Origin of the sequence: Salinicola salarius (assembly GCF_002179555.1) — a bacterium.
Taxonomy (GTDB): Bacteria; Pseudomonadota; Gammaproteobacteria; order Pseudomonadales; family Halomonadaceae; genus Salinicola; species Salinicola salarius_A.
In genome coordinates, this window is sequence record NZ_NHOU01000015.1 from 1 (window position 1) to 18,771 (window position 18,771).

The following is an 18,771-nucleotide window of genomic DNA, read 5'->3' on the forward strand; positions in this document are numbered from 1 at the left end:
TGATGATCACCGACAGACTGGATACGCCCTGTCTTCAAGAGCAGGCAGGTGAGACGTGTCTTGGTCAGCATGATCCGAATCGGTTGGGATGAGGGCGAACTGCAGTCACGCCACGCATCCCGACGTCAGTTTTGCCTGACGACCATAGCGAGTGGGAACCACCTGATCCATGCCGAACTCAGTAGTGAAACCGCTCAGCGCCGATGGTAGTGTGGGGTCTCCCNCCGAAACCCCAGCCCAAAAGGCTGGGGTTTTTTCTTTATTGGTCAATGCAAAATCGGCCTAGGGGTGGTCTGTCGCTACCCAGTCGAGGGGAGCGGCTCCGCCTCGTTATCGGTGGCGCTGGAATTTCGCTAGAATGGCGCTTTTCTCGCTGGGCAATAATCCTTCATGAGCATCGGTGATCTGATACGCCTGCTGGGCGATGGCAATTATCACTCTGGTCAGCAGCTAGGCGAACATCTAGGTGTCTCGCGCACGGCTGTCTGGAAGCAGCTCAAGAAGCTGGAAGCAATGGATCTGCCACTGGAGGCAGTCAAGGGGCGCGGATACCGCCTGGTCAACTCGCTGGAGTCTCTTGATGGGGCCAGTATCGTTGCGCAGCTTCCTGCCGGGCCTCGGCGCCACCTCAAGCGGCTGTTCGTCGAGGATGTGCTCGATTCCACCAATACCTTCCTGCGAGATCGCTTCCGGCATGGCGCGGGCCATGGGGAAGTCTGCCTGGCCGAAAGTCAGACAGCGGGTCGAGGTCGTCGAGGCAAGGCCTGGAGTACCAGTTGGGGCGGTAGCCTCATTCTCTCCCTGGGTTGGCGATTCGAGTCTGGCGTGGCAGCGCTCGAGGGGCTGAGTCTAGCCGTTGGCGTGGTGCTGGCTGAGGTTATCGAGACACTTGGTGTCAATGTCGCATTGAAGTGGCCCAACGATGTTCTAATCGCCATCGGCGACGAGTGGCGTAAGCTCGCAGGCATCCTGCTCGAGGTGACCGGCGACGTCGAAGGGCCTTGTGAGGTAGTCATCGGTATCGGAGTAAACGTCTCGCTGAATGATGCCGTTCGGAAAGCCGCTGGACAACCTATAGGTGCGCTTGCAGACGTGATCGATTTTCCCTCTCGCAATCATGTCGCTGCGGCTCTAATCGAATCCTTGTTGACGATGCTGCCCGAGTTCGAACGGCAAGGCTTCAGCGCCTGGCGAGCGGAGTGGAACCGTAGGCATGCTTATGCTGGTCATGCCATTCGTATTCACCAGGGGAGTACGTCCTATACCGCCACGGCGATCGAAGTCGACCGGCAGGGCAACCTGATGGTGATGACGGACACCGGTGAACGGGCGCTGACTGGAGGCGAGATCAGCATTCGTCTGGAGGAGTAGTCCGCGACGGAAAGCCATTGTCGAAAAAGCATATTCACCCTTGCATTCGATGCCTTCCTTTGACACAATGCGCCCCGCTTTGAACGCAAGGCCATCGGTGTGTGGCTCTGTTATTGTAATAAAAACAGATGCTTGACATTGATGAGTGGTGGGGTAAAATCTGCCGCCGGTATGGAGAGGTTCCCGAGTGGCCAAAGGGAGCAGACTGTAAATCTGCCGCGAAAGCTTCGAAGGTTCGAATCCTTCCCTCTCCACCAGATTTTATGACGGAGTTTTACCGGTCTGTCTCGCTAAACCAGAGTCAGAGCGGATAGGCGGGTATAGTTCAATGGTAGAACCTCAGCCTTCCAAGCTGATGGTGTGGGTTCGATTCCCACTACCCGCTCCATACTGTTGATGGTGATTTAAGCTCATGTAGCTCAGGGGTAGAGCACACCCTTGGTAAGGGTGAGGTCGACGGTTCAATTCCGTCCATGAGCTCCATTTTTTGTTGTCGAAAGATGCGTGAAGGCAAGCATTGGCTCGCTTTTTTGATGGCGAAAGAAAATGTGGTAATGGGATTGCTTTCCCAGGCGTTTCTCCGCTATCATAGCGCCCTCCTAATTTCCGGGTGATTCTCGGATGTGTAGTTGCAGGCCAGTAGCTCAATTGGCAGAGCAGCGGTCTCCAAAACCGCAGGTTGGGGGTTCGATTCCCTCCTGGCCTGCCAGTCTTCCCCAGGCTGGCTCATATTGATACCTTGTCTTGTTCGGTTATCGCGCCTTGAGTTGAGGAGTTTTCATGAAGCACAACGCCGAGGTGCAGGAGTCACGCTACGACACTCCAAAATGGATCGTCGTGGTGTTGCTGCTCGCGGTCGCGGTTGGCGGTAATGCCTGGTTCGCGGAGCAGGCCCTGCTATATCGTGTGCTGGGTGTCGTCGTCGTTTGTGGCATTGCCGCAGCGATTGCATTGACCACGACCAAGGGGCGGGCGCTGATGGAGCTGGCGCGTGGCTCCAAGCGCGAGATCCAGCGCGTTGTCTGGCCGACTCGACAAGAGACTATCCAAACGACATTGATCGTATTGGCGGCCGTCCTGGTCGTGGGTCTGTTGCTGTGGCTTATCGATACCGTCCTCGGTTGGGCGATGTCCGGAATCATTGGCTAGGAGTCTTCATGTCCAAGCGTTGGTACGTCGTTCACGCTTATTCCGGTTTTGAAAAGCAGGTCATGCGTTCGCTGATCGAGCGCGTCAAGCTTTACGGTGTCGAGGACCAGTTCGGTGACATCCTGGTGCCCACCGAGGAAGTCGTCGAAATGCGTGACGGCAAGCGCCGCAAGAGCGAGCGCAAGTTCTATCCCGGCTACGTGCTGGTCGAGATGGAGATGAACGAACAGACTTGGCATCTGGTCAACGAAACACCGCGTGTCATGGGATTCATCGGAGGTACGCCGGAAAAGCCCGCTGCGATCACTCAGAAAGAAGCGGACGCGATCTTGCGTCGGGTTCAGGATGGCACCGACAAGCCACGTCCCAAGACACTCTTCGAGCCAGGCGAGACCGTGCGTGTCGTCGATGGCCCCTTCGCCGACTTCAACGGCGTCGTGGAAGAGGTCAACTATGAAAAGAGCCGCTTGCAGGTCAGCGTGCTGATCTTCGGGCGCTCGACGCCGGTCGAACTGGAGTTCGTCCAGGTAGTCAAGGACTGACCGGCGCCGAAGCAGCATTCACCGCAGCGCCTTCTGGTGCTGCGTTATCGTTGCCGGTCAATGTGCCGGCTGAGCAGGGGAGCCGCAAGGCGTCCGTACCCGACTGGAGTTAAAAATGGCTAAGAAAGTTCAGGCCTATATCAAGCTGCAAGTCGCAGCCGGCAAGGCCAATCCGAGTCCGCCCGTAGGCCCCGCGCTGGGTCAGCACGGCGTCAATATCATGGAATTTTGTAAGGCGTTCAACGCCGCGACTCAAGAAATTGAGCCGGGCTTGCCGACGCCGGTCGTGATCACGGTTTACAGCGATCGCAGCTTCACTTTCGTCACCAAGACGCCCCCGGCAGCTGTGCTGCTGAAGAAGGCCGCCGGTATCAAATCCGGTTCTGGTGTGCCGAACAAGACCAAGGTCGGCACCGTGACGCGTGAGCAGCTCGAAGAGATCGCCAAGACGAAGGAGCCGGATCTGACGGCTGCCAATCTTGAAGCCGCTGTTCGTACCATTGCTGGTAGTGCCCGCAGCATGGGCCTCAATGTGGAGGGCCTCTGATCATGGCAAAGCTTTCAAAACGTGCTCAGATGATTCGCGAGAAGGTCGAGCCGGGCAAGGTCTACACCCTCGAAGAAGCCGTCGCTCTGCTTTCCGAGGTGTCCACGGTCAAGTTCAAGGAGGCTGTCGAGGTCTCCATCAACCTGGGTGTCGATCCGCGTAAATCCGACCAGGTCGTGCGTGGTGCTACCGTGCTGCCGAACGGTACGGGTCGTGACGTCCGCGTTGCCGTCTTCGCTCAAGGCGCTGCTGCAGACGCCGCCAGGGAAGCCGGTGCCGATATCGTCGGCATGGAAGATCTGGCTGAAGACGTCAAGAAAGGCAACATGAACTTCGACGTCGTCGTTGCTGCTCCGGACGCCATGCGTGTGGTTGGTCAGCTAGGTCAAATCCTGGGGCCGCGTGGCCTGATGCCGAACCCCAAGGTCGGCACCGTGACCCCTGACGTCGCGACAGCGGTCAAGAACGCCAAGGCGGGTCAGGTCCGCTTCCGTACCGACAAGAACGGCATCATCCACGCCTCTATCGGCAAGGTGGATTTCCCCGCCGATGCGCTCAAGGGCAATCTCGAGGCGCTGGTCAACGACCTCAAGCGTCTCAAGCCGAGCACGTCCAAGGGTATCTATCTCAAGAAATTGACCCTGTCCAGCACCATGGGCCCGGGTCTGACCGTCGATCACAGCACTTTTGCTTGATTGCCGGCAACTAGGCAGTAACTTTGCGGTCCCCGTGCGCTGTCTCGACGACTCGGGTCGTCCTGGCAGAGTGGGGCGGGGCACCGTCAAAGACCGCAGGTGTCGGTGCTAGCCGCCGACTTAATGCCCTCTGGAGGGGGCCTGCGCAGATGGTGTTGCTCGCCGATTCAGGTGTGCAGCCATCATCCAAGACTTCCATCGATGTTCAGATGGAAGAGATGGTAACCACCGGGTCGCGACGTCGTCGCCCCGGCACGAAGGAGTAACCACTGTGCCACTAGCACTCGAAGGCAAAAAAGCAATTGTTGCCGAGGTCAGTGAAGCCGCTAAGGACGCTCTTTCCGTCGTAGTTGCCGATTCTCGTGGTGTGCCCGTTGGCGCAATGACTGATCTGCGCAAACAGGCTCGCGAGAATAGCGTCCAGATTCGTGTTGTCCGCAACACGCTGGCACGTCGTGCGCTGTCAGGAACTTCATGGGAGTGCCTGAACGAGACTTTCACAGGCCCTACGCTGCTGGCCTTCTCTTATGAGCACCCCGGCGCTGCCGCGCGGCTGTTCAAGGAGTTCGGCAAGTCGCAGAAGGAGTTTGAAGTCAAGGCGCTGGCTTACGAAGGGGAGATGATCCCGGCCGCTGATATCGACCGTCTGGCAACGCTGCCGACTTACGATGAAGCGATCGCCAAGCTGATGTCCGTCATGAAGGAAGCTTCTGCCGGCAAGCTGGTTCGTACTCTTGCAGCACTGCGCGACCAAAAGCAGGAAGAAGCCGCCTGACAGGTGGCTGTTCGCGTAGACTGAGTCGACTATTGAATCAACGAGCACTTGGCCGATGCCGGCTGGGGCTCCGCAAAGCTTAGGAATCTGAAAATGGCACTTTCTCAAGAAGACATCATCAACGCCGTTGCCGAAATGTCCGTAATGGAAGTTGCGGAACTGGTTTCTGCAATGGAAGAGAAGTTCGGCGTTTCTGCTGCGGCTGCTGTCGTCGCTGGTCCTGGTGGAGGTGAAGCTGCTGCTGCCGAAGAGCAGACCGAGTTCGCTCTGGTCCTGACGGCTGCTGGCGACAAGAAGGTCAACGTCATCAAGGTCGTCCGTGAAATCACCGGCCTGGGTCTGAAAGAAGCCAAGGGTGCCGTCGACGGCGCGCCTGCCACGCTGAAAGAAGGCCTGTCCAAGGAAGACGCTGAAGAAGCCAAGAAGAAGCTGGAAGAAGCTGGCGCTTCTGTGGAGCTCAAGTAACTCTGTGCTCACGGCTTCACGCGCTGTGTAAGCGCCACGGCTGGTGGCGGGCCTACCCGCTGCCGGCCTTTTTCTGTTTTTGCTAGCCTGGCGTTAGTACGCCTGATCCGGAGATCGGTCGATCTTCCGATTCAGGATTGTAGCCACTAGACGAATTCCGACGGCGAGCTCCCTTTTTCGGGAGGCTTGCCGTCAGCGCCTAACGGGGGTAGCCCGCGTTAGGAGAGCGCCGACCACGCACCGGTCACCCATGGTGAACAAGCTGGGGAATACAGATGGCTTACTCATACACTGAGAAAAAACGCATCCGCAAGGATTTCGGCAAACTGCCTCAAGTAATGGATGTGCCCTACCTGCTGGCCATCCAGCTTGATTCCTATTACGACTTCCTCCAGCAGGACCGGGCGCCGGAAGAGCGTCTCGAGACCGGTCTCCATGCGGCTTTCAAGTCCGTATTTCCGATCGAGAGCTTCTCAGGTAATGCGGCGCTCGAGTATGTCAGTTACCGCTTTGGCACGCCGGCCTTCGACGTCAAGGAGTGTCAGCTCCGCGGCGTGACCTATTCTGCACCGCTGCGCGTCAAGGTACGCCTGATCATCTACGACAAAGAGTCGTCGAACAAGGCCATCAAGGACATCAAGGAGCAGGAAGTCTACATGGGGGAGATTCCCCTGATGACCGAGAACGGTACCTTCGTCGTCAATGGTACCGAGCGCGTCATCGTTTCCCAGCTCCACCGCTCGCCAGGCGTGTTCTTCGACCACGACAAGGGCAAGAGTCACTCCTCCGGGAAGCTGCTCTATTCCGCGCGTATCATTCCTTACCGCGGCTCCTGGCTGGACTTCGAGTTCGATCCGAAAGACAACGTCTTCGTGCGTATCGACCGTCGCCGCAAGCTGCCGGCCACCGTCCTGCTGCGCGCACTCGGCATGAACGCCGAGGAAATTCTCGAGACGTTCTTCGATACCAGCACTTTCCATATCGAGAGCGACGGTATCTACGTCGAGCTGGTACCGTCGCGGCTGCGTGGTGAAACCGCAACCTTCGACATCAAGGACAACGATGGCAATGTCGTCGTCGAGGAAGGCCGCCGGATCACCCAGAAGCACATCCGTCAGCTGGAAAACGCTGGGCTCGACCGCCTTCAGGTGCCGCTGGATTATCTGTTCGGCAAGACGCTGGCCAAGGATCAGATCGATGCCAATACCGGTGAGCTGATCTGCGAGTGCAACTCCGAACTGACACCGGAGCTGATCGAGAAGCTGGGCCAGGGCGGTGTCACCAAGCTGGAAACGCTTTACACCAATGATCTCGATGCCGGCTCGTTCATCTCCGATACGCTGAAGGTGGATTCCACGCGTTCCGGTCTGGAAGCGCTGGTCGAAATCTACCGCATGATGCGTCCCGGCGAGCCGCCTACCAAGGAAGCGGCCGAGACGCTGTTCCACAACCTGTTCTTCTCCGAAGACCGCTATGACCTGTCTGGTGTCGGTCGGATGAAGTTCAACCGTCGTCTGCGTCGTGATACCGACACCGGTTCCGGCGTGCTCGACAATCAGGATATCCTCGATGTCCTGAAGGAACTGATCAATATTCGTAACGGCTTCGGTGAAGTCGACGATATCGACCACCTTGGCAACCGCCGCATCCGTTGTGTCGGCGAGATGGCGGAAAACCAGTTCCGTGTCGGCCTGGTGCGCGTCGAGCGTGCGGTCAAGGAGCGTCTCTCCATGGCGGAGAGCGAAGGTCTGATGCCGCAGGATCTGATCAATGCCAAGCCGGTGGCAGCGGCGGTCAAGGAGTTCTTCGGCTCCTCGCAGCTGTCCCAGTTCATGGACCAGAACAACCCGCTGTCCGAGGTCACGCACAAGCGTCGTGTATCCGCGCTCGGGCCGGGTGGCCTGACCCGTGAGCGCGCCGGCTTCGAGGTGCGCGACGTTCATGCCACGCACTACGGTCGTCTTTGCCCGATCGAGACGCCGGAAGGTCCGAACATCGGCCTGATCAACTCGTTGGCGACCTACTCCAAGACCAACAGCTACGGTTTCCTCGAGACGCCGTACCGCAAGGTCGTGGATCGTCAGTTGACCGACGAGATCGTGCATCTGTCGGCAATCGAAGAAGGCGACTACATCATCGCCCAGGCTTCGGCAACGGTCGACGAAAGCAACAAGCTGATTGATGACCTGGTCCAGGTTCGCCACAAGGGTGAAACCACCTTCATGGCACCGGACAAGGTCACGTTGATGGACGTGTCGCCGCGTCAGGTCGTATCGGTCGCCGCTGCGCTGATTCCGTTCCTCGAGCACGATGACGCCAACCGCGCCCTGATGGGCTCGAACATGCAGCGTCAGGCGGTACCGACCTTGCGTGCCGACAAGCCGCTCGTAGGTACCGGCATGGAGCGATTCGTCGCCCGCGATTCCGGCGTCTGCGCCGTGGCGCGTCGTGGTGGCGTGATCGATTCCGTCGACGCCAAGCGCATCGTCGTGCGTATCGACGAAGACGAGATCATCGGCGGTGAAGCCGGCGTCGATATCTACAACCTGACCAAGTACGTGCGTTCGAACCAGAACACCTGTCAGAACCAGCGCCCGATCGTGCGCCCGGGTGACAAGGTGGCGCGGGGCGACATCCTGGCCGACGGCCCGTCCGTCGACATGGGCGACCTGGCGCTGGGCCAGAACATGCGTCTCGCGTTCATGCCGTGGAACGGCTACAACTTCGAGGATTCCATCCTCGTCTCCGAGCGCGTGGTCGAGGATGACCGCTTCACCACCATCCATATCCAGGAACTGACCTGTGTCTCTCGCGATACCAAGCTGGGCGCGGAAGAGATCACTTCCGACATTCCCAACGTGGGCGAGTCGGCACTGGGCAAGCTGGATGAAGCGGGTGTCGTCTACATCGGCGCCGAAGTCGGCGCTGGCGACATTCTGGTGGGCAAGGTCACGCCGAAGGGCGAAACCCAGCTGACACCGGAAGAGAAACTGCTACGCGCGATCTTCGGCGAGAAGGCGTCCGACGTTAAGGACACCTCGCTGCGCGCGCCGACCGGCATGCGCGGTACCGTCATCGACGTCCAGGTTTTCACCCGCGACGGCGTCGAGAAGGACTCGCGTGCACTCTCCATCGAGCAGCAGCAGCTCGACGAAGTGCGCCGTGACCTGCAGGAGACCTACCGGATTGCCGAGGAGGCAACCTTCGAGCGTCTCAAGCGCACCCTGGAAGGTCAGGCGGTCAACGGCGGCCCGAAGCTGAAGAAGGGCGACGTGCTGAGCGAAGATTACCTTGACGAGCTGCCGCGCCAGCAGTGGTTCAAGCTGCGCATGCAGGACGAGGCGCTCAACGAGCTGCTGGCCCAGGCCGACGAACAGCTCGAGAATCGTCGCAAGGAGATGGACGAGCGTTTCGAAGACAAGAAGCGCAAGCTCACTCAGGGCGACGACCTGGCACCGGGCGTGCTCAAGATCGTCAAGGTCTATCTGGCGGTCAAGCGTCGCATCCAGCCGGGTGACAAGATGGCCGGCCGTCACGGTAACAAGGGTGTCATCTCCGCGATCATGCCGATCGAGGACATGCCGTTCGACGACAACGGTCAGCCGGTCGACGTCGTGCTCAACCCGTTGGGCGTACCTTCGCGCATGAACGTCGGTCAGATCCTCGAGACGCACCTGGGCATGGCGGCCCACGGTCTCGGCGTCAAGATCGACCGGATGTTGCGTGATGCACGCGAGCAGCAGGTCAGCGAGATTCGCGGCTTCCTCAAGCAGGTCTACAACACCCAGGAAACCCGTCAGGAAGACATCGACTCCCTGACCGATGACGAGATCATCACCCTGGCCAAGAACCTGCGCGGCGGCGTGCCGATCGCCACACCGGTCTTCGACGGTGCGAAGGAGCACGAGATCAAGCATCTGTTGAGGCTTGCCGATCTGCCGGACTCCGGCCAGATGACGCTCTATGACGGGCGTACCGGCGAAGCCTTCGATCGTCCGGTGACCGTGGGCTACATGTACATGCTGAAGCTCAACCACCTGGTCGACGACAAGATGCACGCGCGTTCCACCGGCTCCTACTCGCTGGTCACGCAGCAGCCGCTGGGCGGTAAGGCGCAGTTCGGCGGACAGCGCTTCGGTGAGATGGAAGTGTGGGCACTCGAGGCGTACGGCGCCGCCTATACCCTGCAGGAGATGCTCACCGTCAAGTCGGATGACGTCGAAGGTCGTACCAAGATGTACAAGAGCATCGTGGATGGCGACCACACCATGCAGGCCGGTATGCCGGAATCCTTCAATGTGCTGGTGAAGGAAATCCGCTCGCTGGGTATCGACATCGAATTGGAAAGCTAAGACCGGCACAGTCGATCGATAGCGACGGTTTGCGGGGCGAGCGAGTGATTCGCGGCCCCGCTCATGACAACTCCGCAACGGAGCGATCCCATGAAAGATTTGGTGAAAGTCCTCAAGTCACAGGCGCAATCTGACGAGTTCGACGCGATCAAGATCACGCTCGCGTCGCCGGAAATGATTCGCTCCTGGTCATACGGCGAAGTCAAGAAGCCGGAGACCATCAACTACCGTACGTTCAAACCGGAACGTGACGGGCTGTTCTGCGCCAAGATCTTCGGGCCGGTCAAGGATTACGAGTGCTTGTGCGGCAAGTACAAGCGCATGAAGCATCGCGGCATCATCTGCGAGAAGTGCGGCGTCGAAGTGACCAAGGCGGCGGTTCGCCGCGAGCGCATGGGCCATATCGAACTGGCCTCGCCGGTCGCGCACATCTGGTTTCTGAAGTCGCTGCCGTCACGCATCGGCATGTTCCTCGACATGACGCTGCGCGACATCGAGCGCGTGCTCTATTTCGAATCGTTCGTCGTGATCGACCCGGGCATGACCACGCTCGAGCGTGGCCAATTGCTCAACGACGAGCAGTATTTCGAAGCGCTCGAAGAGTTCGGCGACGATTTCGATGCGCGCATGGGTGCCGAGGCGATCCAGGCGCTGCTGAAGGATATCGATCTGGAAGAAGAGATCGATCGCCTGCGCGAAGAGATTCCGCAGACTAACTCCGAGACCAAGATCAAGAAGCTTTCCAAGCGCCTCAAGCTGCTGGAAGCCTTCTACAAGTCCGGCAACGCGCCGGCCTGGATGGTCATGGAAGTGCTGCCGGTACTGCCGCCGGACCTGCGTCCGCTGGTGCCGCTGGACGGTGGCCGCTTCGCGACCTCGGATCTCAACGATCTGTACCGCCGCGTCATCAACCGCAACAACCGTCTCAAGCGTCTGCTCGACCTCAATGCGCCGGACATCATCGTGCGCAACGAGAAGCGCATGCTGCAGGAATCGGTCGATGCACTGCTCGACAACGGTCGTCGTGGTCGCGCCATCACCGGTTCCAACAAGCGTCCGTTGAAGTCGCTGGCCGACATGATCAAGGGCAAGCAGGGACGTTTCCGTCAGAACCTGCTGGGCAAGCGTGTCGACTACTCCGGTCGTTCGGTCATCACCGTCGGCCCGACGCTGCGTCTGCACCAGTGCGGTCTGCCGAAGAAGATGGCGCTCGAGCTGTTCAAGCCGTTCATCTATTCCAAGCTGCAGGGCAGCGGTCAGGCGTCCACGATTAAGGCCGCCAAGAAGATGGTCGAACGTGAACTGCCGGAAGTCTGGGACATTCTCGCCGATGTCATCCGCGAGCATCCGGTACTGCTCAACCGCGCGCCGACGCTGCACCGTCTCGGTATCCAGGCATTCGAGCCGCTGCTGATCGAAGGCAAGGCGATTCAGTTGCACCCGCTGGTGTGTGCGGCTTACAACGCCGACTTCGACGGTGACCAGATGGCCGTTCACGTACCGCTGACGCTGGAATCCCAGCTCGAAGCGCGTGCGCTGATGATGTCGACCAACAACGTGCTGTCGCCGGCCAACGGCGAGCCGATCATTGTGCCGTCGCAGGACGTCGTGCTGGGTCTTTATTACATGACCCGTGAGCGCATCAACGCCAAGGGCGAAGGCAAGGCCTTTGCCAACCTCAACGAGCTGGATCGCGCTTTTGCGACCCAGAACGTGTCGCTGCACGCCCGGGTCAAGGTTCGTCTGACCGAGTGGCTGTCCGACGAGAAGGATGGTGAAGTTACCGAACTGACCGAGACGACCTCGATCAAGGACACCACGGTCGGCCGTGCGTTGCTGTTCCGCATTCTGCCGAAGGGTATGCCGTTCGAGCTCGTCGATCGTCCGATGAAAAAGAAGGCGATCTCCGGCCTGATCAACGAGGTCTACCGTCGTACCGGCCTGAAGGATGCGGTCATCTTCGCCGACCAGCTGATGTACACCGGCTTCCGTCTGGCGACATGGTCCGGTGCTTCCATCGGTGTCAACGACTTCGTCATTCCGGATGCGAAGGCGGAGATCGTCGATGCGGCCGAGGAAGAGGTCAAGGAAATCGAGGACCAGTTCTCCTCCGGTCTGGTGACCGCGGGCGAGAAGTACAACAAGGTCATCGATATCTGGTCCAAGGCCAACGACAAGGTGGCCAAGGCGATGATGGCGGGTATCTCGAAAGAGACCGTGACCGATCGTGACGGCAACGAAGTCGAGCAGGACTCGTTCAATAGCGTCTTCATCATGGCGGACTCCGGTGCTCGTGGTAGTGCGGCCCAGATTCGTCAGCTGGCTGGTATGCGCGGCCTGATGGCCAAGCCGGACGGCTCGATCATCGAAACGCCGATCACCGCCAACTTCCGTGAAGGTCTGAACGTACTTCAGTACTTCATCTCGACCCACGGTGCCCGTAAAGGTCTGGCGGATACGGCACTCAAGACGGCCAACTCCGGTTACCTGACGCGCCGTCTCGTCGATGTTGCCCAGGATCTGGTCATCACCGAAGAGGACTGCGGTACCCAGGAAGGGCTGACGCTGCACCCGGTGATCGAGGGCGGTGACGTCATCGTCTCTCTGGCGCAGCGCGTACTGGGCCGCGTCGTGGCGCAGGACGTCATCGATCCCCAGACCGAAGACGTGCTGATCGCCCGCGGCACCCTGCTGGACGAAGCCTGGTGCGAAGAGCTCGATACCATGGGTGTCGACGAGATCATCGTGCGCAGCCCGATCAGCTGTGAAACCGCACATGGTGTCTGTTCGGCCTGTTATGGTCGCGACCTGGCGCGTGGCCACCAGGCCAACATCGGCGAAGCGGTCGGCGTCATCGCGGCACAGTCCATCGGCGAGCCCGGCACGCAGCTGACCATGCGTACGTTCCACATCGGTGGTGCGGCATCCCGTGCCTCGGCAGTGGATAGCGTGCAGGTCAAGCACGGCGGCAGCGTGCGCCTGCATAACATCAAGTCGGTCGAGCGTGCCGACGGCAAGCTGATCGTGGTTTCTCGCTCCAGTGCCCTGGCCGTTGCCGACGATCATGGCCGTGAGCGCGAATACTACAAGCTGCCCTACGGTGCCGAGCTCTCCGTCAAGGATGGCGATCACGTCGAGGGTGGTCAGATCGTGGCGAAGTGGGATCCGCACACGCATCCGGTCGTTGCCGAAGTTCAGGGCAAGGCGCAGTTCACGGACATGACCGAAGGTCTGACCATGACGCGCACCGTCGATGAGATGACGGGTCTGTCGAACATCGAGGTGATCGAATCGGCCGCTCGTCCGGCGTCTGGTCGCGACAAGCGCCCGATGATCATGCTGGTCGGCGAAGACGGTCAGCACGTGACGCTGCCGGGCTCCAACACGCCGGTACAGTATCTGCTGCCGGGCCGCGCCATCGTCTCTGTCGAGAATGGTGCCGAGATCGGCGTCGGTGAGGTCATTGCCCGTATCCCGCTGGAGGCGTCCGGCAACAAGGACATCACCGGGGGTCTGCCGCGCGTCGCCGACCTGTTCGAGGCGCGCAAGCCGAAGGAGCCGTCCATCCTGGCCGAGATCAGCGGTACGATCAGTTTCGGCAAGGAGACCAAGGGCAAGCGTCGTCTGACGATCACGCCGGAAGAGGGCGATCCGTTGGAGATGCTGATCCCGAAGTGGCGTCAGATCGGCGTATTCGAGGGCGAAACGGTCGAGAAGGGCGAGGTCATCTCCGACGGCCCGAGCAACCCGCACGATATCCTGCGGCTGCTGGGCGTGGCGGAGCTGGCCAAGTACATCACCGTCGAGATCCAGGACGTCTATCGTCTGCAGGGCGTCAGCATCAACGACAAGCACATCGAGGTCATCGTGCGTCAGATGCTGCGCAAGGTCGAGATCACCGATGCCGGCGATTCGACCTTCATCCCGGGCGACCAGGTCGAACTGGTCCGCGTGCTCGAAGAAAATGCCCGTCTTGAGCAGGAAGAGAAGTTCCCGGCCAAGTACGAGCGTCTGCTGCTGGGTATCACCAAGGCATCGTTGGCGACCGAGTCGTTCATCTCCGCGGCTTCGTTCCAGGAGACGACTCGCGTGCTGACCGAAGCCGCTGTGACCGGCAAGCGCGACTATCTGCGCGGTCTGAAAGAAAACGTGGTGGTGGGTCGTCTGATCCCGGCCGGTACTGGTCTTGCCCACCATGACGAGCGGCGTCGCAAGCGCGAGGAATCCGAGCGCACGCTGCAGCCGTCGGCGTTCGATGTCGAGCAGGAGCTGGGTGCCCAGCTCACCGCGCTCGATGCCGATGACGACGATCTCTAAGTCGCGATTCCCTGACCACCTGCCTCTCGGGGCGGGTGGTCTTGACGGGTCTCACGACAACTGATTAGAATGCGCAGCCTTTATGCAGGGGAGGTGCAACCGGTCGACGCACAGGCCCAAGCACAACGACCCCGGCATAAGGCAAGGCAACCCATTGGAGTCAGCTAAACACTATGGCAACGATTAACCAGCTCGTGCGCAAGCCGCGCAAGCGCCCTGTCGCTACCAGCGACGTGCCGGCGCTGCAGGCTTGCCCGCAACGCCGTGGGGTCTGCACCCGCGTCTACACGACTACGCCCAAGAAGCCGAACTCGGCACTGCGTAAAGTGTGCCGCGTGCGCCTGACCAACGGCTATGAAGTCAGTTCTTACATCGGCGGTGAAGGCCACAACCTGCAGGAGCACTCCGTGGTCCTGATTCGTGGCGGCCGCGTCAAGGATTTGCCGGGTGTGCGTTATCACACCGTCCGTGGCGCCCTTGATACCTCCGGTGTCCAGAATCGTAAGCAAGGCCGTTCCAAATACGGCACCAAGCGTCCCAAGTCCTGATTCGGGCGCTTTTCAAATTCATTATCGGTCCGATAAGAGTAAGGTCGGCCCTTTTCGCTCACTAGCGACAAGCGGTGCCGGGTTTACCTGAACGACCCTTAACTAGAGGGCTTATCATGCCAAGAAGAAGAGTCGCCGCTAAGCGCGAGATCCTTCCCGATCCCAAGTTCGGAAGTGAGCGCCTGGCCAAGTTCATGAACCATCTGATGGTCAGCGGCAAGAAGTCCATAGCTGAGCGCATCGTCTACGGTGCGTTGGACAGGGTTGCCGAGCGTAACAACGAGGCGCCGCTGGACGTCTTTGATAAAGCGCTGGAAGCCATCCAGCCGATGGTCGAGGTCAAGTCCCGCCGTGTTGGTGGCGCGACTTATCAGGTCCCGGTCGAAGTTCGCCCGTCGCGTCGCCAGGCGCTTGCCATGCGCTGGCTGGTCGACGCTGCGCGCGGTCGCGGGGAAAAGACCATGGTGCAACGTCTCGCCGGCGAAATGCTGGATGCCGCCGAAGGCAAGGGCGCTGCTGTGAAGAAGCGTGAAGACGTGCACCGCATGGCAGATGCCAACAAGGCCTTCTCTCACTACCGCTTCTAAACAACGGGGACTTCCATCGTGGCACGAAAGACACCACTCAAGCGTTATCGCAATATCGGTATCGTTGCCCACGTCGACGCTGGTAAGACGACCACTACCGAGCGTGTCCTGTTCTACACCGGCCTTTCCCACAAGGTAGGCGAGGTTCATGAGGGCGCTGCCACCATGGACTGGATGGAGCAGGAGCAGGAGCGTGGCATCACGATCACCTCTGCTGCGACTACCTGCTTCTGGCAGGGCATGAACAAGCAGTTCGACGAACACCGTATCAACATCATCGATACGCCGGGACACGTCGACTTCACCATCGAAGTCGAGCGTTCCTTGCGCGTTCTGGATGGCGCTGTCGTCGTACTGTGCGGTTCTTCCGGCGTTCAGCCGCAGACCGAAACCGTCTGGCGTCAGGCCAACAAGTACGAAGTTCCGCGCATGGTGTTCGTCAACAAGATGGACCGTGCCGGCGCTGATTACTACATGGTGCTGGACCAGCTGAAGAATCGCCTGGGCGCCAACGTCGTTCCGATCCAGATCAACTGGGGTGCGGAAGACGAGTTCAAGGGCGTGGTCGATCTCATTCAGATGAAGGCCATTCTGTGGGACGAAGACAACTTCGGCATGAATTACGATCTGGTCGATATTCCGGCCGATCTGCAGGAAACCGCCGAAAAGTATCGTGAGCAGATGGTCGAGGCTGCCGCCGAAGCCAACGAAGAACTCATGGACAAGTACCTCGAAGAAGGTGACCTGTCCATCGAAGAGATCAAGGCTGGCCTGCGTGCACGTACTCTGGCCAACGAGATCGTTCTCGTCACCTGTGGCTCCGCGTTCAAGAACAAGGGCGTCCAGGCCGTTCTGGATGGCGTCATCGAGTACCTGCCGTCGCCGACCGAAGTCAAGGCGATCGAGGGTGAGCTCGACGACAAGGACGGCACCATCGCGACGCGTGAAGCCGACGACAGTGCACCGTTCGCGGCGTTGGCGTTCAAGATCGCGACCGACCCGTTCGTCGGTACGCTGACCTTCATGCGCGTCTACTCGGGCGTTCTGAAGTCTGGCGACAGCGTCTTCAACTCCGTGAAGTCGAAGAAAGAGCGCGTCGGTCGTATCGTTCAGATGCACGCCAACTCGCGCGAAGAGATCAAGGAAGTCTACGCTGGCGATATCGCAGCGTGCATCGGTCTCAAGGACGTCACGACAGGCGACACGCTGTGTGATCTGAACGACAAGATCATCCTGGAGCGTATGGAGTTTCCGGAGCCGGTCATCTCCGTCGCCGTCGAACCGAAGTCCAAGCCCGACCAGGAGAAGATGGGCGTCGCCCTCGGCAAGCTGGCGCAGGAAGATCCGTCTTTCCGCGTGCAGACCGACGAAGAGACTGGCCAGACCATCATCTCGGGCATGGGCGAGTTGCACCTCGACATCATCGTCGATCGCATGCGTCGCGAGTTCAAGGTCGAGGCTAACATCGGCAAGCCGCAGGTTGCCTACCGCGAGACCATCCGCCAGTCGGTGGAACAGGAAGGCAAGTTCGTTCGTCAGTCTGGTGGTCGCGGCCAGTACGGTCACGTCTGGTTGCGCATCGAGCCGCTGACGGCCGAAGACAAGGGCGAGGACGAGGAGATGACCTTCAAGTTCGCGTCCGAGATCGTCGGTGGCGTCGTACCGAAAGAGTACGTGCCGGCCGTCGAAAAAGGGGCTTACGAACAGCTCAAGAACGGCGTCATCGCGGGTTACCCGATGATCGACGTCAAGGTCACGCTGTTCGACGGTTCCTACCACGACGTGGACTCCAACGAGACTGCGTTCAAGGTTGCCTCTTCCATGGCGATCAAAGAAGGTGCTCGTAAGGCTAAGGCCGTGTTGCTCGAGCCGGTGATGAAGGTCGAAGTCGTGACGCCCGAGGATTTCATGGGTGATGTCATGGGCGACCTTAACCGCCGTCGTGGCCTTGTGCAGGGCATGGATGACTCCTCTTCTGGCAAGGTCATTCGCGCCACGGTTCCGTTGGCTGAGATGTTCGGTTACGCGACCGATCTGCGTTCTCAGACCCAGGGACGCGCAAGCTACACCATGGAGTTTGCGAATTACGAAGAGGCGCCATCCAGCGTCGTTGATGCCGTCATCAATCAGAACGGTTAACCGTTAGCTAACGTAAAGAGGTTATAGCAGTGGCTAAGGAAAAATTTGAACGCTCCAAACCGCACGTCAACGTCGGCACCATCGGTCACGTCGACCACGGTAAGACGACTCTGACGGCAGCGCTGACTCGTGTTTCCGCCGAAGTCTTCGGTGGCGAATGGCGTCAGTTCGACTCTATCGACAACGCACCGGAAGAGCGTGAGCGCGGTATCACCATCGCGACCGCTCACGTCGAGTACCAGTCCGAAGTTCGCCATTACGCGCACGTCGACTGCCCGGGGCACGCTGACTACGTCAAGAACATGATCACTGGTGCTGCCCAGATGGACGGCGCGATCCTGGTCTGTTCCGCTGCCGACGGCCCGATGCCGCAGACTCGCGAGCACATCCTGCTGTCTCGCCAGGTTGGCGTTCCGTACATCGTCGTGTTCCTGAACAAGGCCGACATGGTCGACGACGAAGAACTGCTCGAGCTGGTCGAGATGGAAGTTCGCGAACTGCTGAGCGAGTACGACTTCCCGGGTGACGACACCCCGATCATCATCGGTTCTGCACTGATGGCGCTGGAAGGCAAGGATGACAACGGCATGGGTACTACCGCCGTTGCCAACCTGATCAAGTCTCTGGACGAGTACATTCCGGAGCCGGAGCGTGCCATCGATCAGCCGTTCCTGATGCCGATCGAAGACGTGTTCTCCATCTCCGGTCGCGGTACCGTCGTGACGGGTCGTGTCGAGCGCGGCATCGTCAAGACTGGCGACGAAGTCGAAATCGTCGGTATCCACGACACCACCAAGACGACCGTTACCGGCGTCGAAATGTTCCGCAAGCTGCTCGACGAAGGTCGTGCCGGCGAGAACGTTGGTGCACTGCTGCGTGGTACCAAGCGTGATGACGTCGAGCGTGGTCAGGTTCTGGCCAAGCCGGGTACGATCAAGCCGCACACCAAGTTCGAAGCCGAAGTCTACGTGCTGTCCAAGGAAGAAGGTGGTCGTCACACGCCGTTCTTCAAGGGCTATCGTCCGCAGTTCTACTTCCGTACCACCGACGTTACCGGTACCTGTGAACTGCCGGAAGGCGTCGAGATGGTCATGCCGGGCGACAACGTCCAGATGGTCGTGACCCTGATCGCTCCGATCGCTATGGAAGACGGCCTGCGCTTCGCCATCCGCGAAGGTGGTCGTACCGTAGGCGCCGGCGTGGTTGCCAAGATCATCGAGTAAGCTTTTCGATGATCGCCAAATAAGGGGCGCGTTAGCGCCCCTTTTTCTGTGTGGGTTTGAT

General features: G+C 59.6%; 13 protein-coding genes, 4 tRNA genes and 1 other annotated feature. All 17 genes read left to right on the top strand.

The genetic code is table 11. The features are described 5' to 3' along the window. Nucleotides 1–134: 134 nt before the first annotated feature. Nucleotides 135–218: a sequence feature (5S ribosomal RNA rRNA prediction is too short), on the top strand. Nucleotides 219–390: 172 nt separating this feature from the next. The 17 genes from CCD76_RS12055 to tuf all read left to right on the top strand — a co-directional run bounded on the left by CCD76_RS12055 (nt 391) and on the right by tuf (nt 18,710). Then, on the top strand, nt 391–1,371 hold the full coding sequence (locus tag CCD76_RS12055) for a biotin--[acetyl-CoA-carboxylase] ligase (RefSeq protein WP_087719755.1): 981 nt from the start codon (nt 391–393) through the stop codon (nt 1,369–1,371). A gap of 173 nt (nt 1,372–1,544) precedes the next feature. Then, nucleotides 1,545–1,628, top strand: a tRNA-Tyr gene (locus CCD76_RS12060). Nucleotides 1,629–1,685: 57 nt separating this feature from the next. Next, a tRNA-Gly gene (locus CCD76_RS12065) sits at nt 1,686–1,759 on the top strand. Between the two features lie 20 nt (nt 1,760–1,779). Continuing rightward, nucleotides 1,780–1,854, top strand: a tRNA-Thr gene (locus CCD76_RS12070). 150 nt (nt 1,855–2,004) lie between these two features. Next, a tRNA-Trp gene (locus CCD76_RS12075) sits at nt 2,005–2,080 on the top strand. 71 nt (nt 2,081–2,151) lie between these two features. Beyond that, on the top strand, nt 2,152–2,520 hold the full coding sequence (gene secE, locus CCD76_RS12080) for a preprotein translocase subunit SecE (protein WP_071230694.1): 369 nt from the start codon (nt 2,152–2,154) through the stop codon (nt 2,518–2,520). 8 nt (nt 2,521–2,528) lie between these two features. After that, nucleotides 2,529–3,062, top strand: coding sequence for a transcription termination/antitermination protein NusG (gene nusG, locus CCD76_RS12085; RefSeq protein WP_071230695.1), 534 nt, complete (start codon nt 2,529–2,531; stop codon nt 3,060–3,062). A gap of 115 nt (nt 3,063–3,177) precedes the next feature. Next, entirely contained in the window at nt 3,178–3,609 is a 432-nt protein-coding gene (gene rplK / locus CCD76_RS12090; protein ID WP_071230696.1) for a 50S ribosomal protein L11, read from the top strand. A 2-nt stretch (nt 3,610–3,611) separates the two neighbouring features. Continuing rightward, the gene (rplA, locus tag CCD76_RS12095; protein WP_087719756.1) at nt 3,612–4,304 is read left to right on the top strand and encodes a 50S ribosomal protein L1; all 693 of its coding nucleotides are present in this window, start codon (nt 3,612–3,614) and stop codon (nt 4,302–4,304) included. A 271-nt stretch (nt 4,305–4,575) separates the two neighbouring features. Beyond that, on the top strand, nt 4,576–5,079 hold the full coding sequence (gene rplJ / locus CCD76_RS12100; RefSeq protein WP_087719757.1) for a 50S ribosomal protein L10: 504 nt from the start codon (nt 4,576–4,578) through the stop codon (nt 5,077–5,079). A 93-nt stretch (nt 5,080–5,172) separates the two neighbouring features. Further along, a complete protein-coding gene (gene rplL / locus CCD76_RS12105; protein WP_087719758.1) occupies nt 5,173–5,544 on the top strand; it encodes a 50S ribosomal protein L7/L12 in 372 nt (123 codons plus the stop codon). 275 nt (nt 5,545–5,819) lie between these two features. After that, entirely contained in the window at nt 5,820–9,896 is a 4,077-nt protein-coding gene (gene rpoB, locus CCD76_RS12110) for a DNA-directed RNA polymerase subunit beta (RefSeq protein WP_087719759.1), read from the top strand. Nucleotides 9,897–9,986: 90 nt separating this feature from the next. After that, nucleotides 9,987–14,213 (top strand): DNA-directed RNA polymerase subunit beta', encoded by a 4,227-nt coding sequence (gene rpoC, locus CCD76_RS12115; RefSeq protein ID WP_071230701.1) that lies wholly within the window; start codon nt 9,987–9,989, stop codon nt 14,211–14,213. Between the two features lie 173 nt (nt 14,214–14,386). After that, nucleotides 14,387–14,761 carry a 30S ribosomal protein S12 gene (rpsL, locus tag CCD76_RS12120; protein ID WP_071230702.1) on the top strand — a complete coding sequence of 125 codons (375 nt, stop codon included), beginning with the start codon at nt 14,387–14,389 and terminating at the stop codon, nt 14,759–14,761. Between the two features lie 116 nt (nt 14,762–14,877). Beyond that, complete coding sequence (gene rpsG / locus CCD76_RS12125) at nt 14,878–15,348, top strand: 30S ribosomal protein S7 (RefSeq protein ID WP_071230703.1); 471 nt, start codon at nt 14,878–14,880, stop codon at nt 15,346–15,348. Nucleotides 15,349–15,366: 18 nt separating this feature from the next. Beyond that, entirely contained in the window at nt 15,367–17,487 is a 2,121-nt protein-coding gene (fusA, locus tag CCD76_RS12130) for an elongation factor G (RefSeq protein WP_087719760.1), read from the top strand. Nucleotides 17,488–17,516: 29 nt separating this feature from the next. Beyond that, complete coding sequence (gene tuf / locus CCD76_RS12135) at nt 17,517–18,710, top strand: elongation factor Tu (RefSeq protein ID WP_087719761.1); 1,194 nt, start codon at nt 17,517–17,519, stop codon at nt 18,708–18,710. The last annotated feature ends 61 nt before the right edge of the window (nt 18,711–18,771 follow it).